This is a genomic window from Aeromonas sp. S9(2024), from assembly GCF_041403185.1.
Lineage (GTDB): Bacteria > Pseudomonadota > Gammaproteobacteria > Enterobacterales > Aeromonadaceae > Aeromonas > Aeromonas enteropelogenes.
In genome coordinates, this window is sequence record NZ_JBGLRE010000003.1 from 292,462 (window position 1) to 312,000 (window position 19,539).

Consider the following 19,539-nt stretch of genomic DNA (forward strand, 5'->3'; position numbering starts at 1 on the left):
ACTAGAGGCAACAGGAGAAAACATGAAGCAGTTTATGGAGATAGCGGGTCGCCGCATGGCCTATCTGGACGAGGGGCAGGGCCCTGTGCTGCTGTTTGGCCACAGCTATCTGTGGGACAGCGCCATGTGGGCGCCGCAAGTCGAGGCGCTCAAGGGGCAGTATCGCTGCATTGTGCCCGAGCTCTGGGGCCACGGGGATTCCGACGCGCTGCCCGAAGGCCCCTGCACCCTGGCGACCCTGGCCCGCGATCACCTGGCGCTGCTCGATGCCCTCGGGGTGGCAGAGTGCGTGCTGGTGGGCCTCTCCATCGGCGGCATGTGGGGTGTCGAGCTCGCGCGCATGGCGCCGGAGCGCCTCAAGGGTCTGGTGCTGATGGACAGCTTCGTTGGCCTCGAGCCCCAGATCACCTGCGAACGCTATCTCGGCATGCTCGCCATGATTGAGCAGCTCGGCACCATTCCTGCGCCCATCGTGGAGCAGGTGGCGCCGCTCTTTTTTGCCCATCAGCCGAATGCGGCCTTGATGGATGGCTTCAAGGCGCGTCTGGCGAGTTGGCCGGCCGACAAGGTGGCCGCCATGGTGGCGGTGGGGCGCAGCTTCGTGACCCGGGAGGATCGCATCGACTGGCTTGAAGAGATCGCCATACCCAGCCTGGTGATGACTGGCTGCGAGGACAAGGCGCGCCCCGTGCTGGAAGGCTATCTGATGGCCGAGGTGCTGGGTTGCCCCTTCAAGGAGATCCCGGGAGCGGGCCATATCTCCACCCTGGAGAATCCCGCCTTCGTCAACGGCGCGCTGGGAGCGTTTCTGGCCGTGCTGTAAGGGTGACACCTTGCCGGATAGCAAGAGAAAAGGAGCCATGGGCTCCTTTTCTCTTTTGTCTTGCGACTTGTGCGGCTGAGGGGTTACCAGATATAGCCGAGGCCGAAGCCGGCATAGAGCTCGCCCTTGTGCTGGACGATGGGGCTGTCGGCGATGTCGTCGTCATAGCGTTCGTAGTTGACGCCAAAGCCGCCAATCCAGTTGGCATTGAAGCGATAGCTGCCGATGACTGAGACCATGGGGGAGAGGGTGGTGCCCGTGTTCCACGCCGGCCTGCCTGCCCGGGCCTCTTCTTGCGACACACCGCCGAAGTAATAGTTGGCGAGGTTGTGGCTGCGCAGCATCACGCCGGCCCCCGGCATCAGCAGCAGCGGGCCGCGGATGATGGGGAAATTGGCCCACAGCATCACCTCCTGGCCGTTGCTGTTGCCGGTCACGTCCGTGGTGGCCCGCATGGTCCACAGGGCATAGGGAGTGATGAGATCGGCCCCGAAGCCGGCCTCGAACTCCCCTTTGCGCTTGTTGAGACCATGGAGGAAGGCATCATCATCCGGATCCAGGTTGCCAAAGCGCATCCGCCCGAAGGCGTAGGTGGAGAAGCCGCCATCCCGGGTGAGGTAGTAGCGGGCCCGATCCCCCAGATACATCAGGTTGTCGCCAAAATAGAGGGCGCCCGGGATGGGCAGCAGGGTGTCGTCCTGATGCTGGTAACGGGCCTGGCCTGCGATAAAGGCGCCGCCCACGACCAGTCCTTTGGGAATGGGGCTGCTTGGGCTGTCGCTGGAGAAGGCGCTGAGAGCCCCGAGGTCGAGGTCGGCCCGGACGGGGGCCGAGAGCAGCAGCGCCAGAAGGGCGCCAAGAGAGGCATGGCGCAAGGCCGGGACTGGGGGCATATGAAATATCCTTATGGGTCGGTGACCGATGCAGTGGTGGCGCAACAGGGTGCCGGTGGCGTAGCCAGTTAAGCCGATTTGTATTGTGAATTCAAACCGATAGAGCAAAAAGAGTGGTGTGTTGCCAACGCTGACCCCAATTGACGCCCGGCCTGGGCTGTGAGAGGCATTGCCGGCAAGCAGATGAGCGCTGCCGCCAACAAAAAAGAGAGGCTTGGCCTCTCTTTTTGGTCTTTGCCTGTCGTTGCAGGGATGTTCCCATCAGGGGGCGGGGCGGGGCAGCTCTTCCCGCTTGGGCCAGACGTTGAGCACCGCCTTGACCAAGGTGGCAAGGGGGATGGCGAAGAAGACCCCCCAGAAGCCCCACAGGCCGCCAAACACCAGCACGGCGATGATGATGGCTACCGGGTGCAGGTTGACTGCCTCGGAGAAGAGCACCGGCACCAGCAGGTTGCCATCGAGCGCCTGAATGACCAGATAGGCCACCATCAGCCAGGCAAACTCTGGGGTGAGCCCCCACTGGAACAGGGCCACCATGGCCACCGGCACCGTCACCACGGCGGCGCCGATATAGGGGATCAGCACGGAGAAGCCAACCGCCACCGCCAACAGGGCCGAGTAGCGCAGTCCCATCAGGGCGAAGGGGATATAGGTCGCCACCCCGACGATGAGGATCTCGATCACCTTGCCGCGGATGTAGTTGATGATCTGGTTGTTCATCTCCACCCAGACCCGGTTGACCAGGGTGCGGTTGCGCGGCAGGAAGCGACGCAGCCCCTCCATCAGCACCTGCTTGTCTTTGAGCATGAAGAAGACCATCAGGGGTACCAGGATGAGATAGACCATGATGGCCACCACGTTCACCAGGGAGCTCAGGGAGGCGCTGACCAGATGCTCTCCCCCGCTCAGGATGCGCTGGCGCATGTTGTCGATGACGGTTTCCACCAGGCTGACATCGACAAGCTCGGGGTATCTGTCCGGCAGGGTGCGCACATAGTCCTGGGCATGAGTCAGCATGGCCGGGGCTTCTTTGGCCAGATTGATGCTCTGGTGGACCAGGGTCGGGATAAGGCCCAGCACCGCGGTCACTGCCAGGGTGATGAAGATGAGCAGCACCAGACTGGTGGCCAGGGTGCGGGAGAGCCCCGCCTGCTGCAGCCGGACCACAGGCCACTCCAGCAGATAGGCCATGACGATGGCCACCAGGATGGGGGCGAGCAGGTTGCCAAACAGCCAGAGTCCGGCAAAGCCGAACAGCAGCAACAGGAAGAGGGTGACGGCATCGGGATCGGAAAAACGGGTCTGATACCAGCGCTTCAATACTTCTAACATCTAGCGTCCTTACACGACGGGGTCTGTGAGAGTGGCCTGGCCCCGACAACCAGTAGTAAAGAGAGGGTCTGATCCGGCGCCTGTTGCAGCGTGACCTGATGGCCGAGGCGTTGCAGATAGGCCGGAATATCCTGCCGCGAACCCGGATCGGCCAGGCGGATGGTCACGACCTGGCCTGGTTGGGCTTCTCTTAACCAGAGTTTGAGCCGGATCAGGGGCTCGGGGCAACGCCAGGGGGTCAGGTCGAGGTACTCCATGAGGGCTCCATCTCGCGAGTGGTCGCTATTATGGCCGCGATGACAGCACGAAACAACGCTTGTAGCCCTTCTGGGGCAAGGGTATTCTGCCGAAGCCCCGGTAGGGTCTGCTGACGTTTCGTCACGACCGCGACGGCGTCAGTTTTTGCGCAAGACCAGGCTGCGCCAGCCAAGGAGCATGGATCGAGTCACGACGTTTTGCGCAAAAGCTGGCCTGTCCCTACGGGTTGCGCGGTAAATGACGCCATGCGTCGTTGCAGGAGTGGCCAAGGGTATGGCCATTGTCGGCGTTCCGCGCCTTGCCTGGCGCCATTTGTCGCTGCAACGCGGCTTGCGCCGCAACGTCAACAGACCCTATTGGAGATAGAGATAACGTGGCACGCTTTTCCCCCCTGATGGCATCCATTCCCCTGCTGGCCTCCCTGATGGGCGCCACGTTTCATGCCCAGGCGAACAACCAGCTTCCCGACATCGGCACCGCCGGTGTCTCGGCCCTGCCCATCGAGCAGGAGGTCCGTTACGGCAATGCCTTCATGCGCTTCGCCCGGGCGGGTCTGCCCATCATCGACGACCCCGTGCTCAACCAGTACATCGACGATCTGGGCCAGCGTCTGCTCTCCAATGCCGACGGGGTACGCTTCCCGTTTACCTTTTTCCTCATCAATGACCCCAGCATCAACGCGGCCGCCTTCCTCGGCGGGCGGGTCAAGGTGCATACCGGCCTGTTTCTCTACGCCGACAACGAGAGCGAGCTCGCCTCGGTGCTGGCTCACGAAATCACCCACGTGACCCAGCGCCATATCGCCCGCTATATGGAAGCGCAGGCGAGCAGCTCCGCCATGACCCTGGCCGGTCTGGTGGGTTCCATTGCGCTGGCGGTGATCAACCCCACCGCCGGTATCGCCGCCCTGCAGACCACCCTCGGCCTCTCCATGCAGTCCGCCATCAACTACACCCGTGACAACGAGTACGAAGCGGACCGGATTGGTATGAAGACTCTGTATGACGCCGGCTTCGATCCCATGGGGATGGCGACCTTCTTCCAGAAGCTGGCCGCTGAGTACCGCTATGCCAGCAAACCGCCCGAGATGCTGCTGACCCACCCGCTGCCGGAGACCCGGATCAGCGAGGCGCGGTCCAGGGCGAGCAACTACAGTCGCCGCAACCTCTCACCCAGCCTCGATTTCTGGCTGGCCAAGGTGCGTATCCAGGTGCGCTACGGCACGGACACCCCCCAGGGGTTGCTGAGCTACTTCGACACCCGCATCCAGAAGGGAGATTATCCCCTCAAGGATGCCGCCATCTACGGCAAGGCGCTGGCGCTGATCCAGCTCAAGCGCACCGACGAGGCGGATGCCCTGATGAAGGAGCTGGCCTCCCGCCATCCGGAAGACTTGTTCGTGGTGGATGCCCTGACCGACATCGATCTTGCCAAGGGGCGCAGCGCCCAGGCCATCGCCCGGCTGGAAAATTTCCGCACCCGCATGCCGGACAACGAGGTGATAGTGGTGAACCTCGGCAACGCCTATCTCGAGAGCGGCAACTACAAGAAATCCATCGCCATTCTCGACCCCTATGCCCGCGAGCATGAGGAGAACAACCTGGCTTGGAACCTGCTCTCCGATGCCTATCGCAAGGCGGGACGGATGACCGAGCTGCACATGGCGCGGGCCGAGATGCTTGCGCTGCGCGGGGATTATCAGGCTGCCATCGACGAGCTCATCGTGGCCCGAGGCACCACCAAGGATCGGATGACGCTAGCCCGGCTCGAAGCCAGGATCACCGAGCTGGAGCGGGCCAAGAAGGATCTCGACAGCCTCAAGGGGTGATGACCCTGTATGCGGTTAGCCAACAAGGGCGCACTTCGGTGCGCCCTTGTCATTGCTGGTGACTGGTGGCGAGTGACAGCCCGTGTGATGACGGGGGTGAAGGGTTAGTTGGCCAAGGTGCGGGCTGCCGCCTTGAGGGCATCGATCTGCGGCTGGTCGAGCTCGCCGACCAGGGTCTGCTGCAGTCGGCCCTGGCCATCGAGCAGATAGCTGGTGGGCAGCCCGGTCGGGCACGAGAAGGGGAGCGTCGCCGTCTCGTTGGCGATCAGCAGCGGCAATGGGATGTCATAGCGCTCGGCCAGTTGGCCCAGCTCAGCCGGCGTCGCCGGGTCATAGTTGATAGCCACCACGGTGATCTCGCCTTCCCGGGCGAGTGCCGCGAGGCGCGGCATCTCCCGAAGGCAGGGGGCGCACCAGGGGGCGAAATAGTTGACCAGGAGCGGCTTGCCGGCAAAGTGCGACAGGGAGATAGGCTGGCCCTGCGCATCGGTGAACTCGGGGGCCGGCGTACAGGCGCTCAGCAGGCCGGCCACAATCGCCCAACAAATTCGTTTCAATTCCTTTCCACTGCCGCTTACCCTGACCATCACTTTCCCCTACAATAGCGCCGTTTCTTGTCCCATCTTGCGATTAATCAGGGAGTTACCATGAGCGAGACCCAAATCTACCACAATCCGCGCTGCTCCAAGAGCCGTGAAACCCTGGCCTTGCTGGAACAGCGCGGGATCGCCCCGGACGTGGTGCTCTATCTGGAGCAGGCCCCGAGCGTGGAGACCATCCGCACCCTGCTGGGCCAGCTTGGCTTCACCGATCCGCGCCAGCTGATGCGCACCAAGGAAGATCTCTACAAGGAGCTGGGACTGGCCGGGCAGAGCGGTGAGGCATTGATCCTGGCGATGCACCAGCATCCCAAGCTGATCGAGCGCCCCATCGTCATCAAGAATGGCCAGGCCTGTATCGGTCGTCCGCCAGAGCAGGTACTGGAGATCCTCAAGTGACCACCCGCCTTGCCCGTCTGCTGACCCTGGTCGGCTTCTTCGGCCTGCTGATCTGGGTGCTGCTGTGGCACCTGTGGCTCTCGCCCCACCCGGACCTCAACCCTTGGCTGCTGCCGGTGATCTGGACTGTGCCCCTGCTATTTCCCCTCAAGGGGATAGTGCAGGGCAACCCCTACACCCACGCCTGGGGTAACTTCGTGCTGATGCCCTACTTCCTCCATGCCCTGACCCTGATCACCACGGATGAAGGGGAGCGGTGGCTGGCGGTAGTGGAGCTGCTGCTCACCACCCTGGCCTTTGTCGGCACCATCTACTACGCCCGCCTGCGTGGCCGCGAGCTGGGTTTAAGCATTCGCAAGAAGAAAGAGGAAGCGAAATAACGCATCCGGCCGTCAAAAACGCCCCGAACGGGGCGTTTTTTTATGGCATTTGGCGATGGGTAGCCGCCTCGCTGCGGTACTTGGCCAGCTGTTGGCGGCTGAACGCCATCAGCTCGGGGTAGAAGCGCAGAAACCCCTGCTCGCACTGGCGCCAGCGGCTTTCATCCAGGGTGAGCAGCGCATTCCCGAGGGGCAGGGGACGGCGCAGGCGACGACCGATGCCGTTGAGGGCCTGACCCAACCCCTCCCTGTGGTGATAGGAGGCAATCCAGTTCTGCTGCGCCATCCGCATGAGCGGGGCGGGCAAACCATCGGGCAGGATGCGGTGATCTGCCTGCAGCCGGGCATAGCTCTGCTGCAAGAAACTGGGCAGGGGATGCTCGTGAAATTGCGACCAGTGCTGGCTGAGCCAGTGATCGTAGAGCATGTCCACCAGGATGCCGCCAAAGCGGCGCCAGGGAGCCTCGAAGCAGGCCACCGCCGCCCTGTGTTCGGGGTGGGTGTCGGTAAAGCCATCTATTTTGCGATGCAGCCAGATTCCCTCATCAAAAGGAGCGTCCAGCCCGGTCGGCAGCGGTCCCTTGATAAAATCCCCCAGCAGATTGCCGGTGAGGGAGCTCTCGGTGTGGGCCGCCAGATGCAAATGTGCCAGAAAGTTCATGATGCTGGCGCTCAGATCGCCAGAAAGCCCAGGATCAGGATGGGGCCGAGCAGGCTCAGGATAAAGCCCGAGACGATGGCCACCGGGACCACCTGGATGCCCCCCGACTTCTGGATCACCGGCAGGGTGAAATCAAGGGCCGTGGCGCCGCCGTAGCCGATGGCGGCACTGGGGTGGCGGCGCATCAGCACCGGGATGATCAGGATGGCGATAAGCTCGCGGCCGAGATCGTTGATAAAGGCGGCGGAGCCCAGCACAGGGCCCAGCTTGTCAGCCACCAGGATGCCGGAGAGCGAATACCAGCCGAAGCTGGAGCTGATCGCCAGAGCGTGGCTGGCGGGCATCTCCAGCAGCTGGGCGGCCAGCAGGCTGCCGAGCCAGCTGCTGAGAATGACGGTGGCGGCTATCTTCATGCCCCAGGGGTTGAGCAGGATCTGGCGCAGCCGCATGCCTGAGTTGCGCATCTGCACCCCGATGAGAAACAGCAGCAGCATCAGCGCCCACTCACTCCATTTGTCGATGGGCAGGGCGCGCAGGTCCACCAGCAGCCCCAGCAGCACGCCGCCGAGCACCACGAAGCAGAGCTGGAGCGACTCCCACAACAGGTGCAATTTGCTTGGCATCTTGCCGTCGCTGGCCTCGTGGGTCGGAGGAGATCGCCGGTCCAGCCACCAGAGCGCCAGCAGGTTGCACAGGGTAATGGCGGTGAGCATGACGCCGGCCACCTTGAAGATCACTGCCAGGTTGCTGCCGAGGTTCTCCACATAGGCAAGCCCCAGCCCCATCAGGAACAAGATAAGGTAGACCATCTTGCCGAGAGACTGGTTGACCAGCTTGATCAGCCGGGCAGAGGAGAGGGGAACCAGATAGCCGATCACCAGAGGTAACAGGATCAGCAACACATTGAGCAACATCGGGGCCTCGGTCACAAAAATTGATAAAAACGCCACATTATCATTACTTCTTGGCTCTGTGTCACATATCTGTGGGTTTGCGTGGTTCATCCGACACTTTTTATCGATTTGTTATCTTTCTGGTGCAAAACAGGGCGCTGAACCAATCTGGTTCCCCACCCGGGTGCATCGCCGTTTTGGCAGGGGAGAGTCCATTTTTCAACAAGATGCGATCAAGGGGTGGCTGAATAAAGTGAATTTTGTCTGCTTATCGGTCATTGGCCTGATTTTTCTTGCCAGCCTTGCGATGCAAGTATAAAAAGGCGGTGTTGCCAGAACGGTGTGATTAGGGTTTTATGCACACAAAGTGCTGAAAAATACCTTGCTGGCCAATAAAAATACAGACAAAACACCAAAGACACCTGTTCTGTATTGTTTTTTAACTATCCCGATGATATTTTCGCTGGAGGTTGCCATCGGTTAACTATTTGTTAAAAAGAGATGGTGTGAGTCACGCCCCAGCGGCGTCTAGGGACAGACAAGGTTGTAATGGATGAGCGACGTTGCCGCACTGGAAGTACGTGATCTGCATAAGTATTTTGGCACCCACGAAGTGCTCAAGGGCATCGACATGACCGCCCACAAGGGGGATGTGATCTCCCTTATCGGCTCCTCCGGCTCGGGGAAGTCGACCTTTCTTCGCTGTATCAATCTGCTGGAAACACCCTCTTCCGGCACGGTTTCCCTTCATGGCGAGCTTATTCGCATGAAAACCAGCCGCGCCGGCGAGCGCCTGCCGGAGGATATGCGCCAGGTGGAGCGCATTCGCAGCCGCCTGGCCATGGTATTTCAAAGTTTCAATCTCTGGTCGCACATGACCATCATGCAGAACATCATAGAGGTGCCCATCCAGGTGCTGAAGGTGCCCCGTGCCGAGGCCATCGCCAAGGCGGAGCATCTGCTCAACCGGGTCGGCCTGTGGGAGCGCCGCGACTATTATCCCGGCCACCTCTCCGGCGGCCAGCAGCAGCGGGCGGCCATCGCCCGTGCCCTGGCGGTGGAACCCGAAGTCATGCTGTTTGACGAACCCACCTCGGCACTGGATCCCGAGCTGGTGGGAGAAGTACTCGGTCTGATGCGCGAGCTGGCCGAAGAGGGGCGCACCATGCTGGTGGTGACCCACGAGATGTCGTTTGCCCGCGATGTATCGAACAAGGTGATGTTCCTGCATCAGGGCCGCGTGGAGGAGGAGGGCAACCCCAAGGAGATCTTCGCCCATCCCAAATCCGAACGGTTCAAGCAATTCATCTCCTCCATCTATTGATGGACGGGATTTCGAATCAACGATCAACTGTTTTATCAAGGAGAGATACATGAACAAGCTGATGCTGGCGACCGCCGTTGTGACTGCTCTGTCTTCCGGCAGCCTGATGGCCAAGGAGTGGAAAGAGGTGCGGATTGGGGTGGAAGGGGCTTACCCTCCCTTCTCCTGGACCGAGCCGAGCGGCGAGGTGAAAGGCTTTGACATCGATATCGCCAACGCCCTGTGCGACGAGATGAAGGTGAAGTGCACCCTGGTCAAGCAGGACTGGGACGGCATCATTCCGGCGCTGCTGTCACGCAAGTATGACGCCATCATCGCCACCATGGACATCACCGAAGAGCGCAAGAAGAAGGTGGACTTCACCCAGAAGTACCAACACATTCCGGCCCGTTTCGCTGCCAAGAAGGGCACTGACGTCAAGCTGGAGAAAGCCTTCATGGACGGCAAAACCGTGGCGGTGCAGCGCGCCACCTCCATGGACACCTTTATTACCGACAACTTCCCCAACGCCACCATCAAGCGTTATGGCACCGCCGATGAGGCCTACCTCGACCTGAAATCCGGCCGTGTCGACTACGTGCTGGCCGACTCCGCCGCCATCAGCGACGGTCTGCTCAAGAAAGAGGGTGGCGATGCGTTTGAGTTCGTGGGCCCGAAACTGACCGATCCCAAGTGGTTCGGTGAAGGCGCCGGCATCGCGGTGCGCAAGGCCGACAAGGATCTGAAAGAGAAATTCAACGCCGCCATCCTGGCCCTGCGTGCCAACGGCAAGTACAAGGAAATCAACGACAAGTACTTCGACTTCGACGTCTACGGCGAGTAACCCCCAAGGCTCCTTGCCTGGGGCAGGAGCCAGGGCGTGACACGCACAATAGCGACAGGTTGACCCTCGTCTGTAGTCATCGGGCCCGTTGTCTCTCGCAAGGGAGTGATGGGCCCGCTTAGTTGCGATGGAACTGCATATGTTTGATTTGAAAGGATACGAAACCTCCCTGCTGGAGGGGGCCTGGGTCACCCTGGAGGTGGCGCTGGCCTCCCTGCTGCTGGCGCTCCTGCTCGGCATGCTGGGGGCGTTGGCCAAGCTCTCCCCCTACAAGTGGGCCCGCGGCTTTGCCACCGCCTACACCACCATCATTCGCGGTATTCCCGATCTGGTGCTGATGATGTTGCTGTTCTTCGGCGGCCAAGTGCTCATCAACAACCTCTGTACCTGGGTCAACGAGACCTACAACAACTATCTGCTGGCGAGCAATCCCAATCAGGAGTGGGTCTCCCTGCTGCCCGATTACATTGACATCAGCCCGTTTGCGGCCGGGGTGGCCACCATCGGCTTTATCTTCGGCGCCTACATGACCGAGACCTTCCGCGGCGCCATCCTGGCGGTGGACAAGGGGGAACTGGAGGCGGCCCGTGCCTTCGGCATGCGTGCAACCCAAGTGTTTCGCCGCATCCTGTTTCCCCAGATGATGCGCCACGCCCTGCCGGGGTTTGGCAACAACTGGCTGGTCTTGCTGAAAACCACGGCGCTGGTCTCCATCATCGGGCTAGATGATATGGTGCGCAAAGCCTCTCTGGCGGCGGGCTCGACCCAGCTGCCCTTCACCTTCTACATGGCGGTGGCGTTGATCTTCCTGATCTTCACCGCAGTCTCCACCTCGGCACTGAAGTGGGCCGAGCGCCACTACGCGATCAAGACGAGGTAAGCCATGGATTTTTCAATCATCCTCACCGAATGGCCCACCTACTGGCAGGGCCTCTACACCACGGTACTGTTGGTGGCAGCCTCCCTGGTGCTCGGCCTGCTGCTGGCGGTGCCCATGGGCATACTGCGCAACAGCCGCAACTGGCTGATCAAGGGGCCGATCTGGGCTTATATCTACTTCTTTCGCGGCACTCCACTGCTGGTGCAGCTCTTTATCATTTACTACGGCGCCGCCCAGTGGGAGTGGCTGAAAAACAGCGCCGCCTGGTCGCTGTTTGCCGAGGCCTGGTTCTGCGCCCTGCTGGCGTTCACCCTCAATACCGGCGCTTACACCGCCGAGATAGTGCGTGGCGCCGTGCAGAACATGCCCAAGGGGCAGATTGAGGCGGCCAATGCCTTCGGCATGACCCGCTGGCAGACCCTCACCCGGATCATTCTGCCCAACTCGTTTCGCCGTGCGCTACCGGCCTACAGCAACGAGGTGATCTTCATGCTGCAGGGCTCGGCGGTGGCAGGCATCATCACCATCGTCGATCTGACCGGTGCGGCGCGGATCATCAACTCCCGCTACTACAGTCCGTTTGAGGCGTTCCTGACTGCCGGTCTGCTCTACATGGTGCTGACCTTCGTCATCGTCTGGCTGTTCAAGAAGTGGGAGGCGCGCTGGCATGCCCACCTGCGCCCGCGCAGCGTCTGACCAACCGTTTGCCATCCGAGGTGACGACGGCCCCCGCCCGGCAACAGGCGGGGGCCATTTTTTATCCCGGCACATCGGGTTTGCCAAATGGCGGGGGAGCGGGGAGAATGCCTCGCCTGAGCGCGGCCCCCTGACGGGTCGCGAAGGCTTTTTTGTTTATCGAGGTTTTATGTACCGGATCCTGTTTCAGCACCCCGCCTTCCTGGTTATCGACAAGCAGCCCGGCATTGGCATGCACGATGAGGGAGGGGAGCCCGGTCTGCTTAATCCGGGTCTGGTCAATCGGGTCAAGGCGGACACTGGCCTCACCCTCTATCCGGTGCATCGCCTCGACAAGATGACCTCCGGGCTGGTGCTGCTGGCGCGTACCACGGAGGCGAACCGCACCCTCAGCATGGCCTTTGCGGCGCGGGAGGTGAGCAAGCAGTATCTGGCCCTCTCCGATCGCAAGCCGAAGAAGAAGCAGGGCTGGGTGAAGGGGGACATGCAAAAGGGGCGTGGCGGCAGCTGGATGCTGACCCGCACTCTCGACAACCCCGCCATCAGCTGGTTCGATTCGGTGTCGGTGCGCGAGGGGTTGCGCCTCTATCGTATCAAGCCCCAGACCGGCAAGACCCACCAGATCCGTGTGGCCTTGAAGAGTATTGGTGCCCCCATCCTCGGGGATGAGCGCTACGGCGGCACGCCGGCCGATCGCGGCTACCTGCACGCCTGGCGCCTGCGCTTTACCCTGGCGAACGAGCCGTTCGACTTCGTCTGCCCACCAAACTTGGGGGCCGAGTTCGTGACCCCTGAACTGGCGGCGGCCATCGAAGCCTTGGCGCCTTGAGTCCGGGAGAGCAAGATGCAGTTGGATGATGATCCAAAGAAGGCGAAAGCGGGGAGTGCAGCAGAGACGATCGGCTGGATCCTGGCCGATTTTGACGACACCCTGGCCCCCGGTGACAGCCATGCCGGGCTGCTGCGTTACATCCTGCGTCGCCGCCGCTGGCCGCTGCTGTTGCTGCCGGTCATCGCCCTGGGCGGGCTGGTCTATCTATTGCCAAGCCAGCGTCGTCAGGGAATTTCGCTTATCTGGTGGGCCATCACTCTGGGGCTTTCCCCCCTTGGCTGGCGCAAGCTGGTGCGGGCCTATTGCCGCACCCGCCCGGGTCTCTTTCGGCAGGCGCACGCCCTGCTCAATGAGGTGGGGGCGCGCTGCTGGGTGATCTCCGCCAGCCCCCGCGCCTTGGTGCGTGGCCAGCTCTATCAGCAGCGCCCGGGCAAGCTGCCCTGCCGCATCCTGGGCTCGCGCATGCACTACCGCTTCGGCGGCCTGATGCCGCGCTTTTATTGCCACGGGGTGCACAAGCTGTTGCCCGAGGTGCGCACCCTTGAGCCTGTCCTTACCTTAAGCGACAGCCTGCACGATCTGCCGCTGCTGGCGTTGGGGCAAGAAGCCTGGCTTGTTAATCCCACCCCGGCACGCCTCGCGCGGGGGAGGGCGCAACTGCCCCGGCTTATCCCCAAATCCTGGCGACTGTAAGACAAAGCTGACAGGGGGGAGGCACTCCGGCGCTTTGATCGCAGGCCTTCGCCATGAATGTCACAATTCATTTACATTCATTGCTTGCTTGGGTGAAAAAGTATCTGAGGGCTCCCTCTTCTCTTCCTGTCGCCCACTGCCTCTAATGAAACAAGTTGTTAACACTTGTCGCGGGCAGTGTGTCATCGCCCGCGCTGTTTTCCTGATGGAGCAAGGAGCGCCCGATGAATGCCACCCCCTCTACTACCCATACCATCAATCCGCTTGGCACCGACGGCTTTGAGTTCGTCGAATACACGGCCCCGGATGCCAAGGGCATTGCCGCCCTCAAGGCGCTGTTCGTCTCCCTGGGGTTTGCCGAAGTAGCCCAGCACAGGCACAAGCAGTGCTGGCTCTATCGCCAGGGGGATATCAACTTCGTGGTCAATGCCGAGCCCCACTCCCAGGCCGAGCAGTTTGCCAGCCTGCACGGGCCGAGCGTCTGCGGCATGGCGTTTCGGGTTTCTGATGCGGGCAAGGCCCAGCAGTACGCCATCGCCAAGGGGGCCAAACCGTTTGTCGGCAAGATAGGGCCCATGGAGCTCAATATTCCCGCCATCTACGGCATCGGCGAGAGCACCCTGTCGTTTGTTGATCGCTACGGCGAGCGGGGCTCCATCTATGAGGTGGATTTTGTCTTCTATCCCGACTGGCAGGCGCGCATGGCCGAAGTGGATGCCGGGCTCCTTGATATCGATCACCTGACCCACAACGTCCATCGCGGCAACATGGATGTGTGGTCGAACTTTTACGAGCGGATCGGCAACTTTCGCGAAATTCGCTACTTCGACATCGAGGGCAAGCTGACCGGGCTCCATTCCCGTGCCATGACCGCCCCTTGCGGCAAAATTCGCATCCCCATCAACGAGTCGGCGGACGACAAGTCCCAGATCGAGGAGTACCTGCGCCAGTACAAGGGGGAGGGGATCCAGCATATCGCCCTGGCGTCCGCCGACATCTACCAGACCATTCGCACCCTGCGCAGTCGTGGCACCGGCTTTATGCCCACTCCCGACACCTACTACGAGAAAGTGGACAGCCGGGTCAAGGGGCACCAGGAGGATCTGGCGGCGCTGAAAGAACTGCGGATCCTCATCGACGGTTCCCCTACCAAGGACGGCATACTGCTGCAGATCTTCACCGACACCGTCATCGGCCCCGTCTTCTTCGAGATCATCCAGCGCAAGGGCAACGAGGGCTTTGGCGAGGGCAATTTCCAGGCACTTTTCGAATCCATCGAACTGGATCAGATCCGCCGTGGCGTGCTCAGTGGCAGCGAACAGGGTGAGAGAAAAGGGGAGGAGAGTGATGCGTAACTGGATAAGTTTCCCCCATCGGGAGGGGACCCACTCCCGCCAGGCTCATGCCGACCTGCCCGAGCAGGCCATCTATGAGCGTGAACTGGGCCGTTCCGGATTTTTCGGCCCGGCGACCCACATGCACCACAAGCATGCCCCCACCGACTGGATCAACTGGGAGGGGCCGCTGCGCCCCCGTGCCTTCGATCTCAACGGCTTGCAGGAGGAGGTCAGCTCCCTCTCCCCCTGGGTGATGCCGGATATTCTGAGCAACCCTCACTGCCGCTACCGGATCTGGCGCCTGCATGAGCCCATGCCGTTTCTGGTGCGCAACGCCGACGGTGACGAGCTGTTGTTTATCCACGAGGGGGGCGGCGAGTTCTATTGTGACTACGGTCACCTGACCCTGAGGGATGGCGACTATGTGGTGATCCCCCGTGGCACCATGTGGCGCATCGAGCCCACCGCGCCCCTCTTCATCCTGATGATCGAGGCCATCAACGACAGCTACCAGCTGCCGGACAAAGGGTTGGTGGGCAATCACGCCATCTTCGATCCGGCGGCGCTCGATGTGCCCGCCATCAACGAACGTTTCCTGGCCCAGCAGGATGAAAACCCCTGGTCGCTGCAGGTCAAGCGCCACGATCAGGTCTCCGTCATCACCTGGCCATTCAACCCGCTCGATGCCCAGGGGTGGCACGGGGATCTCTGCGTGGTGCGTCTCAACTGGCGCGACATTCGCCCGCTGATGAGCCACCGTTACCATCTGCCCCCCTCGGCCCACTCCACCTTCGTGGCGAGCCGTTTCGTTATTTGCACCTTCGTGCCGCGCCCCATCGAGAGCGATCCCGGGGCCCTCAAGGTGCCTTTCTATCACAGCAACGACGATTACGATGAGGTGCTCTTCTATCACGCCGGGGACTTCTTCAGCCGGGACAACATAGAGCGGGGCATGGTCACCTTCCATCCCGCCGGTTTCACCCATGGCCCCCATCCCAAGGCGTTTGCGGCGGGGCAGGCCTATGCCAAGAAGTTCACCGACGAGGTGGCGGTCATGCTCGATACCCGCGATGCACTTCATGTCGGCAGCCTGTGCGAGGGGATAGAAAACCCGGCGTATGTCACCAGCTGGCAGCGCCCCGGACTCACCAGTGGCAGCGGCAAATAAGGAGTCATCATGAAACTGGCAACATTGAACAATGGCAAGCGCGACGGCGCGCTGGTGGTGGTGAGTCGGGACTTGCGCCACGGGGTGCGGGTGGCAGATATAGCGCCCACCCTGCAGGCGGCGCTGGATGATTGGGCCGTCATCGAGCCTCGACTGGCCGCCGTCTATCAGCAGCTCAACGATGGAGACTGCCCCGAGGCGTTTCCTTTCGACGAGACAGCCTGCCTCTCCCCCTTGCCCCGCGCTTACCAGTGGGCCGATGGTAGTGCCTACGTCAATCACGTGGAGCTGGTGCGCAAGGCCCGTGGCGCCGAGATGCCTTCGAGCTTCTGGCACGATCCTCTGATGTATCAGGGGGGCTCAGACAGCTTTCTCGCCCCCCGTGGCCCCATCGTCATGGAGTCCGAGGCGTGGGGCATCGATTTTGAGTCCGAGATCGCCATCATCACCGACGACGTGCCCATGGGGGTGAGCCGTGAGGCCGCAGCCAGCCACGTTAAGCTCTTGATGCTGGTCAACGACGTGAGCCTGCGCAACCTGATCCCGGCAGAGCTCGCCAAGGGTTTTGGCTTCTTCCAGTCCAAGCCCTCCAGCGCCTTTTCGCCGGTGGCCATCACCCCGGACGAGCTGGGGGAGGATTGGCGCGAGGGCAAGGTACATCTGCCCCTTGAAACCTACCTCAACGGCGCCCTGTTCGGCGCGCCCGATGCGGGGGTGGACATGACCTTCAACTTCTATGAGCTGATCGCCCACGCCGCCAGGACCCGGCCGCTCGGGGCGGGTTGCATCATAGGGTCGGGTACCGTCTCCAACTATGATCGCAGCGCCGGATCATCGTGTCTGGCCGAACAGCGCATGCTGGAAATTCTTGATTGTGATCAAGCTACAACCCCCTACATGAAGTTTGGTGATAGAGTGGCCATCACCATGCAGGATCGCCATGGCAAGAGTCTGTTTGGCACCATCTCCCAGCAAGTGGTACAAGGTGGTGCCCAGACGGGGTGATGATTCCCGAGCGTACGGGGGCCGACCCAGGGTGAGCTCGCCCCGGGTCGGCAGATAAAAAAAGGACGAAGTATGTTGCAGTTGTTTGGCTATTGGCGCTCATCGGCAAGTTTCAGGGTACGGATAGTGTTGCAGCTCAAGGGGCTCGATTACGAGCAGCATCCGATCAATTTGCGGCAGGATGAGCAGCGGGAGAAAGCCTATCGTCGGGTCAATCCGCAAGGCTTGGTGCCCTTTCTGGTGGATGGGGATGTGCGGGTCGGCCAGTCGGTCGCCATCATGGAGTATCTTGATGAAACCTATCCTGCCCATCCCCTGATGCCCTCGGCCGCAGAGGACAAGGCCCAGGTACGCCAGATCGTCAACATGATCGCCTGTGACATCCACCCCCTCAACAATCTGCGAGTCCTCAATTATCTGGGCCAGGAGTTCAGGGTCAGCAAGGCGCAGGAGGCGGCCTGGTATCGCCACTGGATCACCGAGACCTTCACCGCCCTCGAACAGCTGCTGATGAGCACGGCCGGTGTCTATTGCGTCGGGGACGAGGTGACCCTGGCGGATTGTATGCTGGTGCCCCAGGTCTACAACGCCCGCCGCTACGAGATGTCGCTGGAGGAGTACCCCACCATCAGCCGCATCGTCGCCAACTGCGAGCAGCTGCAGGCCTTTATCAAGGCCGCTCCCGCCAATCAACCAGACGCACAGTGACAAGCTGACACATCAAAAAGGGCGGGATGGTGTCTACACCATCTCGTTCTCTACCTCTCTACCTCCTTCTTTTACTCGACCCTATACCCGCTTGCCCATTGAGGTGAGGTTGCTGGAAAGCTGAAGGGTGTTAATCCTGCATTTGTCGCAATTATCAACATTTTTAATTGGCTTTGTCTTGGTGATTGGTGTTTTGCGTCACCAATCACATTTGCATCAGTCAATTAGGCCTAGTATCGCGACGCTGGGAGAAGATGCGAACAGGTCATGCATCGGTGGATTTGGGATTTCTGCCTACCACGCCAAGAGATGTCCGCCCTTCTCCTGTTCATGTCTTTATCGTTTGATGGCCCGTTATGCACGGCCTGTGTCACCATCGCGATCAGTTGCAGCAGGGGGCAGGAGGGGCGGGCGAGCCACCGCCAATTTGCAACAAGGAGATCTCATGCATTCCTTCAAGAAGTGCGTCGTCGCACTCTCCATCAACCTTGCGCTCTTCTCTTCGGCATTCGCCTGTACGACCCTGCTGGTCGGCAGTGAGGCCACCGCCGATGGCTCCATGATGGTGGCCCGCAGTGCCGACAGCGATGCTCTGAAAGCCCAGCACTTCGTGATCCATCCGGCAAAGCAGGGGCAAAGCGGTATGCACAGCTCCAGGGCCCACAACGGCGCCAATGATTTCAGCTACCCCTTGCCGAAAAACTCTCTGCGTTACACCACGGTGCCGAACTGGAAGACCCAGCTGCACGGTGCCACCGGTTTCAATGAGAAAGGGGTGGGGGTGAGCGGTACCGAGTCCATTTTTGCCTCGCCAGAGGCGCTCGCCTTCGATCCCTATGTCGAGGACAAGGGGATCACCGAGGATGATATTCCCGATGTGCTGCTCTCCCGCGCCACATCGGCCCGTGAGGCGGTTGCCCTGCTTGGCAATATCATCGAAACCATAGGCGCAGGGGAAGGGTTTGGCGTCGCCGTGGTGGATGATGACGAGCTCTGGTATCTGGAGACTGCCACCGGTCATCACTGGATGGCACAGCGTTTGCCCAAGGATAAATATTTTGCTTCAGGTAATCAGGGACGCCTGCAACAGTACGATCCCGCGAGTGCCGACATGATGGGCTCGAAAAACCTGATTGAGTTTGCCACCGAGAAGGGGCTCTATGATCCGCAAAAGGATGGGGTCTTCAACTTCTCCAAGGTTTATACCCGTGATGACGAGCGGGATCGCACCTATAACGATCCGCGGGTCTGGACCATCCAGAAGATGTTCAATCCATCGCTCAAGCAGGCGGTGGATGCCGGCCGCCAATTCCCGGTCTATCTGACCCCGGAGAAGAAAATGACGCTGGAAGAGGTCAAGGCGGTGCTGCGCAATCACTATGACGGTACCGAGCATGATCCCTACAGCAAGGGGTTGAATGGACAGGAGCCGTGGCGCCCCATCAGCGTGTTTCGCACCTATGAGTCCCACGTGATGCAAGTGCGACCCTGGATGCCGCGAGAGGTGGGCGAGGTGACCTATGTGGGCCTCGGCATGGCGGATTTGACGGCTTACGTTCCCTATTACAGTGGTCTGGAAGCCTATCCAGCTCACTATGCCATGGGTAGCGACAAGGCAGACAGCGACTCCATCTACTGGAAATATCGCAAGTTGCAGACGCTGGTGATGACCGATTACCCCAAGCTGGCACCGATAGTGAAACAGGCTTACCAGAGCTGGGAGGCGAAGATCGCCAAAGAGCAAAAAGAGATGGAGGCCAGCTATCTGAAAATGGCCAAAACCGACAAGGCCGCTGCCAACAAGATGCTCAACGACTTCAATCTGCGGGTGATGAAAGAGGCCGAGACCCTGACGGAAGATCTGACCAACCAGATCTTTACGGTGCGCACTCAGGATATTCAGGCTGACATCTTCTTTGCCAACCAGGCGAAAAAGGATTAATCGCGACGCACTCATAGTGAAAAAGGGAGTGTCTGGCGGTCAGATCGATTGGCCGCCACCGCTGT

At 60.8% G+C, this 19,539-nt stretch carries 22 protein-coding genes; 16 read left to right on the top strand and 6 right to left on the bottom strand.

Annotated elements, in window-relative coordinates; translation table 11 throughout:
* Positions 1-22: 22 nt before the first annotated feature.
* The gene (locus ACB028_RS07545; RefSeq protein ID WP_371143899.1) at positions 23-823 is read left to right on the top strand and encodes an alpha/beta fold hydrolase; all 801 of its coding nucleotides are present in this window, start codon (positions 23-25) and stop codon (positions 821-823) included.
* An 83-nt stretch (positions 824-906) separates the two neighbouring features.
* Here the strand turns inward: ACB028_RS07545 and ACB028_RS07550 are convergent, their stop codons facing one another.
* The 3 genes from ACB028_RS07550 to ACB028_RS07560 all read right to left on the bottom strand — a co-directional run bounded on the left by ACB028_RS07550 (position 907) and on the right by ACB028_RS07560 (position 3,305).
* Positions 907-1,716 carry a MipA/OmpV family protein gene (locus ACB028_RS07550; RefSeq protein WP_042024915.1) on the bottom strand — a complete coding sequence of 270 codons (810 nt, stop codon included), beginning with the start codon at positions 1,714-1,716 and terminating at the stop codon, positions 907-909.
* 261 nt (positions 1,717-1,977) lie between these two features.
* Entirely contained in the window at positions 1,978-3,048 is a 1,071-nt protein-coding gene (locus tag ACB028_RS07555; RefSeq protein WP_371143900.1) for an AI-2E family transporter, read from the bottom strand.
* Complete coding sequence (locus tag ACB028_RS07560; protein WP_124239970.1) at positions 3,042-3,305, bottom strand: sulfurtransferase TusA family protein; 264 nt, start codon at positions 3,303-3,305, stop codon at positions 3,042-3,044. Before ACB028_RS07560 ends, ACB028_RS07555 begins: the two co-directional genes overlap by 7 nt.
* A gap of 374 nt (positions 3,306-3,679) precedes the next feature.
* On the opposite strand from ACB028_RS07560, the gene ACB028_RS07565 reads away from it, so the two are divergent.
* The gene (locus tag ACB028_RS07565) at positions 3,680-5,134 is read left to right on the top strand and encodes a M48 family metalloprotease (RefSeq protein ID WP_354689014.1); all 1,455 of its coding nucleotides are present in this window, start codon (positions 3,680-3,682) and stop codon (positions 5,132-5,134) included.
* Positions 5,135-5,238: 104 nt separating this feature from the next.
* Here ACB028_RS07565 and ACB028_RS07570 read toward each other — a convergent pair whose 3' ends face one another.
* A complete protein-coding gene (locus tag ACB028_RS07570; RefSeq protein WP_371143901.1) occupies positions 5,239-5,721 on the bottom strand; it encodes a TlpA disulfide reductase family protein in 483 nt (160 codons plus the stop codon).
* 60 nt (positions 5,722-5,781) lie between these two features.
* Here ACB028_RS07570 and arsC point away from each other — a divergent pair, with 60 nt between their 5' ends.
* Complete coding sequence (gene arsC / locus ACB028_RS07575) at positions 5,782-6,132, top strand: arsenate reductase (glutaredoxin) (RefSeq protein ID WP_371143902.1); 351 nt, start codon at positions 5,782-5,784, stop codon at positions 6,130-6,132.
* Complete coding sequence (locus ACB028_RS07580) at positions 6,129-6,512, top strand: DUF2069 domain-containing protein (RefSeq protein ID WP_026457653.1); 384 nt, start codon at positions 6,129-6,131, stop codon at positions 6,510-6,512. Before arsC ends, ACB028_RS07580 begins: the two co-directional genes overlap by 4 nt.
* Before the next feature lie 40 nt (positions 6,513-6,552).
* On the opposite strand, the gene ACB028_RS07585 is transcribed toward ACB028_RS07580, so the two are convergent.
* Together ACB028_RS07585 and ACB028_RS07590 are read right to left on the bottom strand one after the other, a co-directional pair.
* Positions 6,553-7,173: an ACP phosphodiesterase gene (locus ACB028_RS07585; protein ID WP_371143903.1), complete on the bottom strand. Its 621-nt coding sequence runs from the start codon at positions 7,171-7,173 to the stop codon at positions 6,553-6,555.
* An 11-nt stretch (positions 7,174-7,184) separates the two neighbouring features.
* On the bottom strand, positions 7,185-8,087 hold the full coding sequence (locus ACB028_RS07590) for a lysine exporter LysO family protein (protein ID WP_042024911.1): 903 nt from the start codon (positions 8,085-8,087) through the stop codon (positions 7,185-7,187).
* Here ACB028_RS07590 and ACB028_RS07595 point away from each other — a divergent pair.
* From ACB028_RS07595 to ACB028_RS07650, 12 genes are all read left to right on the top strand, one after another.
* Complete coding sequence (locus tag ACB028_RS07595) at positions 8,077-8,385, top strand: hypothetical protein (protein WP_371143904.1); 309 nt, start codon at positions 8,077-8,079, stop codon at positions 8,383-8,385. The two genes, ACB028_RS07590 and ACB028_RS07595, sit on opposite strands and share 11 nt — an antisense overlap.
* A gap of 234 nt (positions 8,386-8,619) precedes the next feature.
* Complete coding sequence (locus tag ACB028_RS07600) at positions 8,620-9,390, top strand: ABC transporter ATP-binding protein (protein WP_026457651.1); 771 nt, start codon at positions 8,620-8,622, stop codon at positions 9,388-9,390.
* A 49-nt stretch (positions 9,391-9,439) separates the two neighbouring features.
* Positions 9,440-10,213, top strand: coding sequence for an ABC transporter substrate-binding protein (locus ACB028_RS07605; protein WP_042069713.1), 774 nt, complete (start codon positions 9,440-9,442; stop codon positions 10,211-10,213).
* 139 nt (positions 10,214-10,352) lie between these two features.
* On the top strand, positions 10,353-11,093 hold the full coding sequence (locus ACB028_RS07610; protein ID WP_042024909.1) for an ABC transporter permease: 741 nt from the start codon (positions 10,353-10,355) through the stop codon (positions 11,091-11,093).
* 3 nt (positions 11,094-11,096) lie between these two features.
* On the top strand, positions 11,097-11,789 hold the full coding sequence (locus tag ACB028_RS07615; protein ID WP_026457515.1) for an ABC transporter permease: 693 nt from the start codon (positions 11,097-11,099) through the stop codon (positions 11,787-11,789).
* Between the two features lie 169 nt (positions 11,790-11,958).
* Complete coding sequence (locus tag ACB028_RS07620) at positions 11,959-12,618, top strand: TIGR01621 family pseudouridine synthase (protein ID WP_371143905.1); 660 nt, start codon at positions 11,959-11,961, stop codon at positions 12,616-12,618.
* A 15-nt stretch (positions 12,619-12,633) separates the two neighbouring features.
* Complete coding sequence (locus ACB028_RS07625) at positions 12,634-13,314, top strand: HAD family hydrolase (protein ID WP_371143906.1); 681 nt, start codon at positions 12,634-12,636, stop codon at positions 13,312-13,314.
* Positions 13,315-13,538: 224 nt separating this feature from the next.
* Positions 13,539-14,669: a 4-hydroxyphenylpyruvate dioxygenase gene (gene hppD / locus ACB028_RS07630; RefSeq protein WP_371143907.1), complete on the top strand. Its 1,131-nt coding sequence runs from the start codon at positions 13,539-13,541 to the stop codon at positions 14,667-14,669.
* Positions 14,662-15,819 (top strand): homogentisate 1,2-dioxygenase, encoded by a 1,158-nt coding sequence (locus ACB028_RS07635; RefSeq protein WP_371143908.1) that lies wholly within the window; start codon positions 14,662-14,664, stop codon positions 15,817-15,819. Before hppD ends, ACB028_RS07635 begins: the two co-directional genes overlap by 8 nt.
* Before the next feature lie 9 nt (positions 15,820-15,828).
* Complete coding sequence (locus ACB028_RS07640) at positions 15,829-16,824, top strand: fumarylacetoacetate hydrolase family protein (RefSeq protein WP_371143909.1); 996 nt, start codon at positions 15,829-15,831, stop codon at positions 16,822-16,824.
* Positions 16,825-16,896: 72 nt separating this feature from the next.
* Positions 16,897-17,532 (top strand): maleylacetoacetate isomerase, encoded by a 636-nt coding sequence (gene maiA, locus ACB028_RS07645; RefSeq protein WP_124239979.1) that lies wholly within the window; start codon positions 16,897-16,899, stop codon positions 17,530-17,532.
* Between the two features lie 445 nt (positions 17,533-17,977).
* Positions 17,978-19,474, top strand: coding sequence for a C69 family dipeptidase (locus ACB028_RS07650; RefSeq protein ID WP_201941154.1), 1,497 nt, complete (start codon positions 17,978-17,980; stop codon positions 19,472-19,474).
* Positions 19,475-19,539 lie beyond the last annotated feature (65 nt).

What these genes read in the sequence shown, in the direction of transcription:
- ACB028_RS07545 (WP_371143899.1), top strand. Translation starts at nt 23, where the DNA reads ATGAAGCAGTTTATGGAGATAGCGGGTCGCCGCATGGCCTATCTGGAC.
- ACB028_RS07550 (WP_042024915.1), bottom strand. Translation starts at nt 1,716, where the DNA reads ATGCCCCCAGTCCCGGCCTTGCGCCATGCCTCTCTTGGCGCCCTTCTG.
- ACB028_RS07555 (WP_371143900.1), bottom strand. Translation starts at nt 3,048, where the DNA reads ATGTTAGAAGTATTGAAGCGCTGGTATCAGACCCGTTTTTCCGATCCC.
- ACB028_RS07560 (WP_124239970.1), bottom strand. Translation starts at nt 3,305, where the DNA reads ATGGAGTACCTCGACCTGACCCCCTGGCGTTGCCCCGAGCCCCTGATC.
- ACB028_RS07570 (WP_371143901.1), bottom strand. Translation starts at nt 5,721, where the DNA reads ATGGTCAGGGTAAGCGGCAGTGGAAAGGAATTGAAACGAATTTGTTGG.
- arsC (WP_371143902.1), top strand. Translation starts at nt 5,782, where the DNA reads ATGAGCGAGACCCAAATCTACCACAATCCGCGCTGCTCCAAGAGCCGT.
- ACB028_RS07585 (WP_371143903.1), bottom strand. Translation starts at nt 7,173, where the DNA reads ATGAACTTTCTGGCACATTTGCATCTGGCGGCCCACACCGAGAGCTCC.
- ACB028_RS07590 (WP_042024911.1), bottom strand. Translation starts at nt 8,087, where the DNA reads ATGTTGCTCAATGTGTTGCTGATCCTGTTACCTCTGGTGATCGGCTAT.
- ACB028_RS07600 (WP_026457651.1), top strand. Translation starts at nt 8,620, where the DNA reads ATGAGCGACGTTGCCGCACTGGAAGTACGTGATCTGCATAAGTATTTT.
- ACB028_RS07605 (WP_042069713.1), top strand. Translation starts at nt 9,440, where the DNA reads ATGAACAAGCTGATGCTGGCGACCGCCGTTGTGACTGCTCTGTCTTCC.
- ACB028_RS07610 (WP_042024909.1), top strand. Translation starts at nt 10,353, where the DNA reads ATGTTTGATTTGAAAGGATACGAAACCTCCCTGCTGGAGGGGGCCTGG.
- ACB028_RS07615 (WP_026457515.1), top strand. Translation starts at nt 11,097, where the DNA reads ATGGATTTTTCAATCATCCTCACCGAATGGCCCACCTACTGGCAGGGC.
- ACB028_RS07620 (WP_371143905.1), top strand. Translation starts at nt 11,959, where the DNA reads ATGTACCGGATCCTGTTTCAGCACCCCGCCTTCCTGGTTATCGACAAG.
- ACB028_RS07625 (WP_371143906.1), top strand. Translation starts at nt 12,634, where the DNA reads ATGCAGTTGGATGATGATCCAAAGAAGGCGAAAGCGGGGAGTGCAGCA.
- hppD (WP_371143907.1), top strand. Translation starts at nt 13,539, where the DNA reads ATGAATGCCACCCCCTCTACTACCCATACCATCAATCCGCTTGGCACC.
- ACB028_RS07635 (WP_371143908.1), top strand. Translation starts at nt 14,662, where the DNA reads ATGCGTAACTGGATAAGTTTCCCCCATCGGGAGGGGACCCACTCCCGC.
- ACB028_RS07640 (WP_371143909.1), top strand. Translation starts at nt 15,829, where the DNA reads ATGAAACTGGCAACATTGAACAATGGCAAGCGCGACGGCGCGCTGGTG.
- maiA (WP_124239979.1), top strand. Translation starts at nt 16,897, where the DNA reads ATGTTGCAGTTGTTTGGCTATTGGCGCTCATCGGCAAGTTTCAGGGTA.
- ACB028_RS07650 (WP_201941154.1), top strand. Translation starts at nt 17,978, where the DNA reads ATGCATTCCTTCAAGAAGTGCGTCGTCGCACTCTCCATCAACCTTGCG.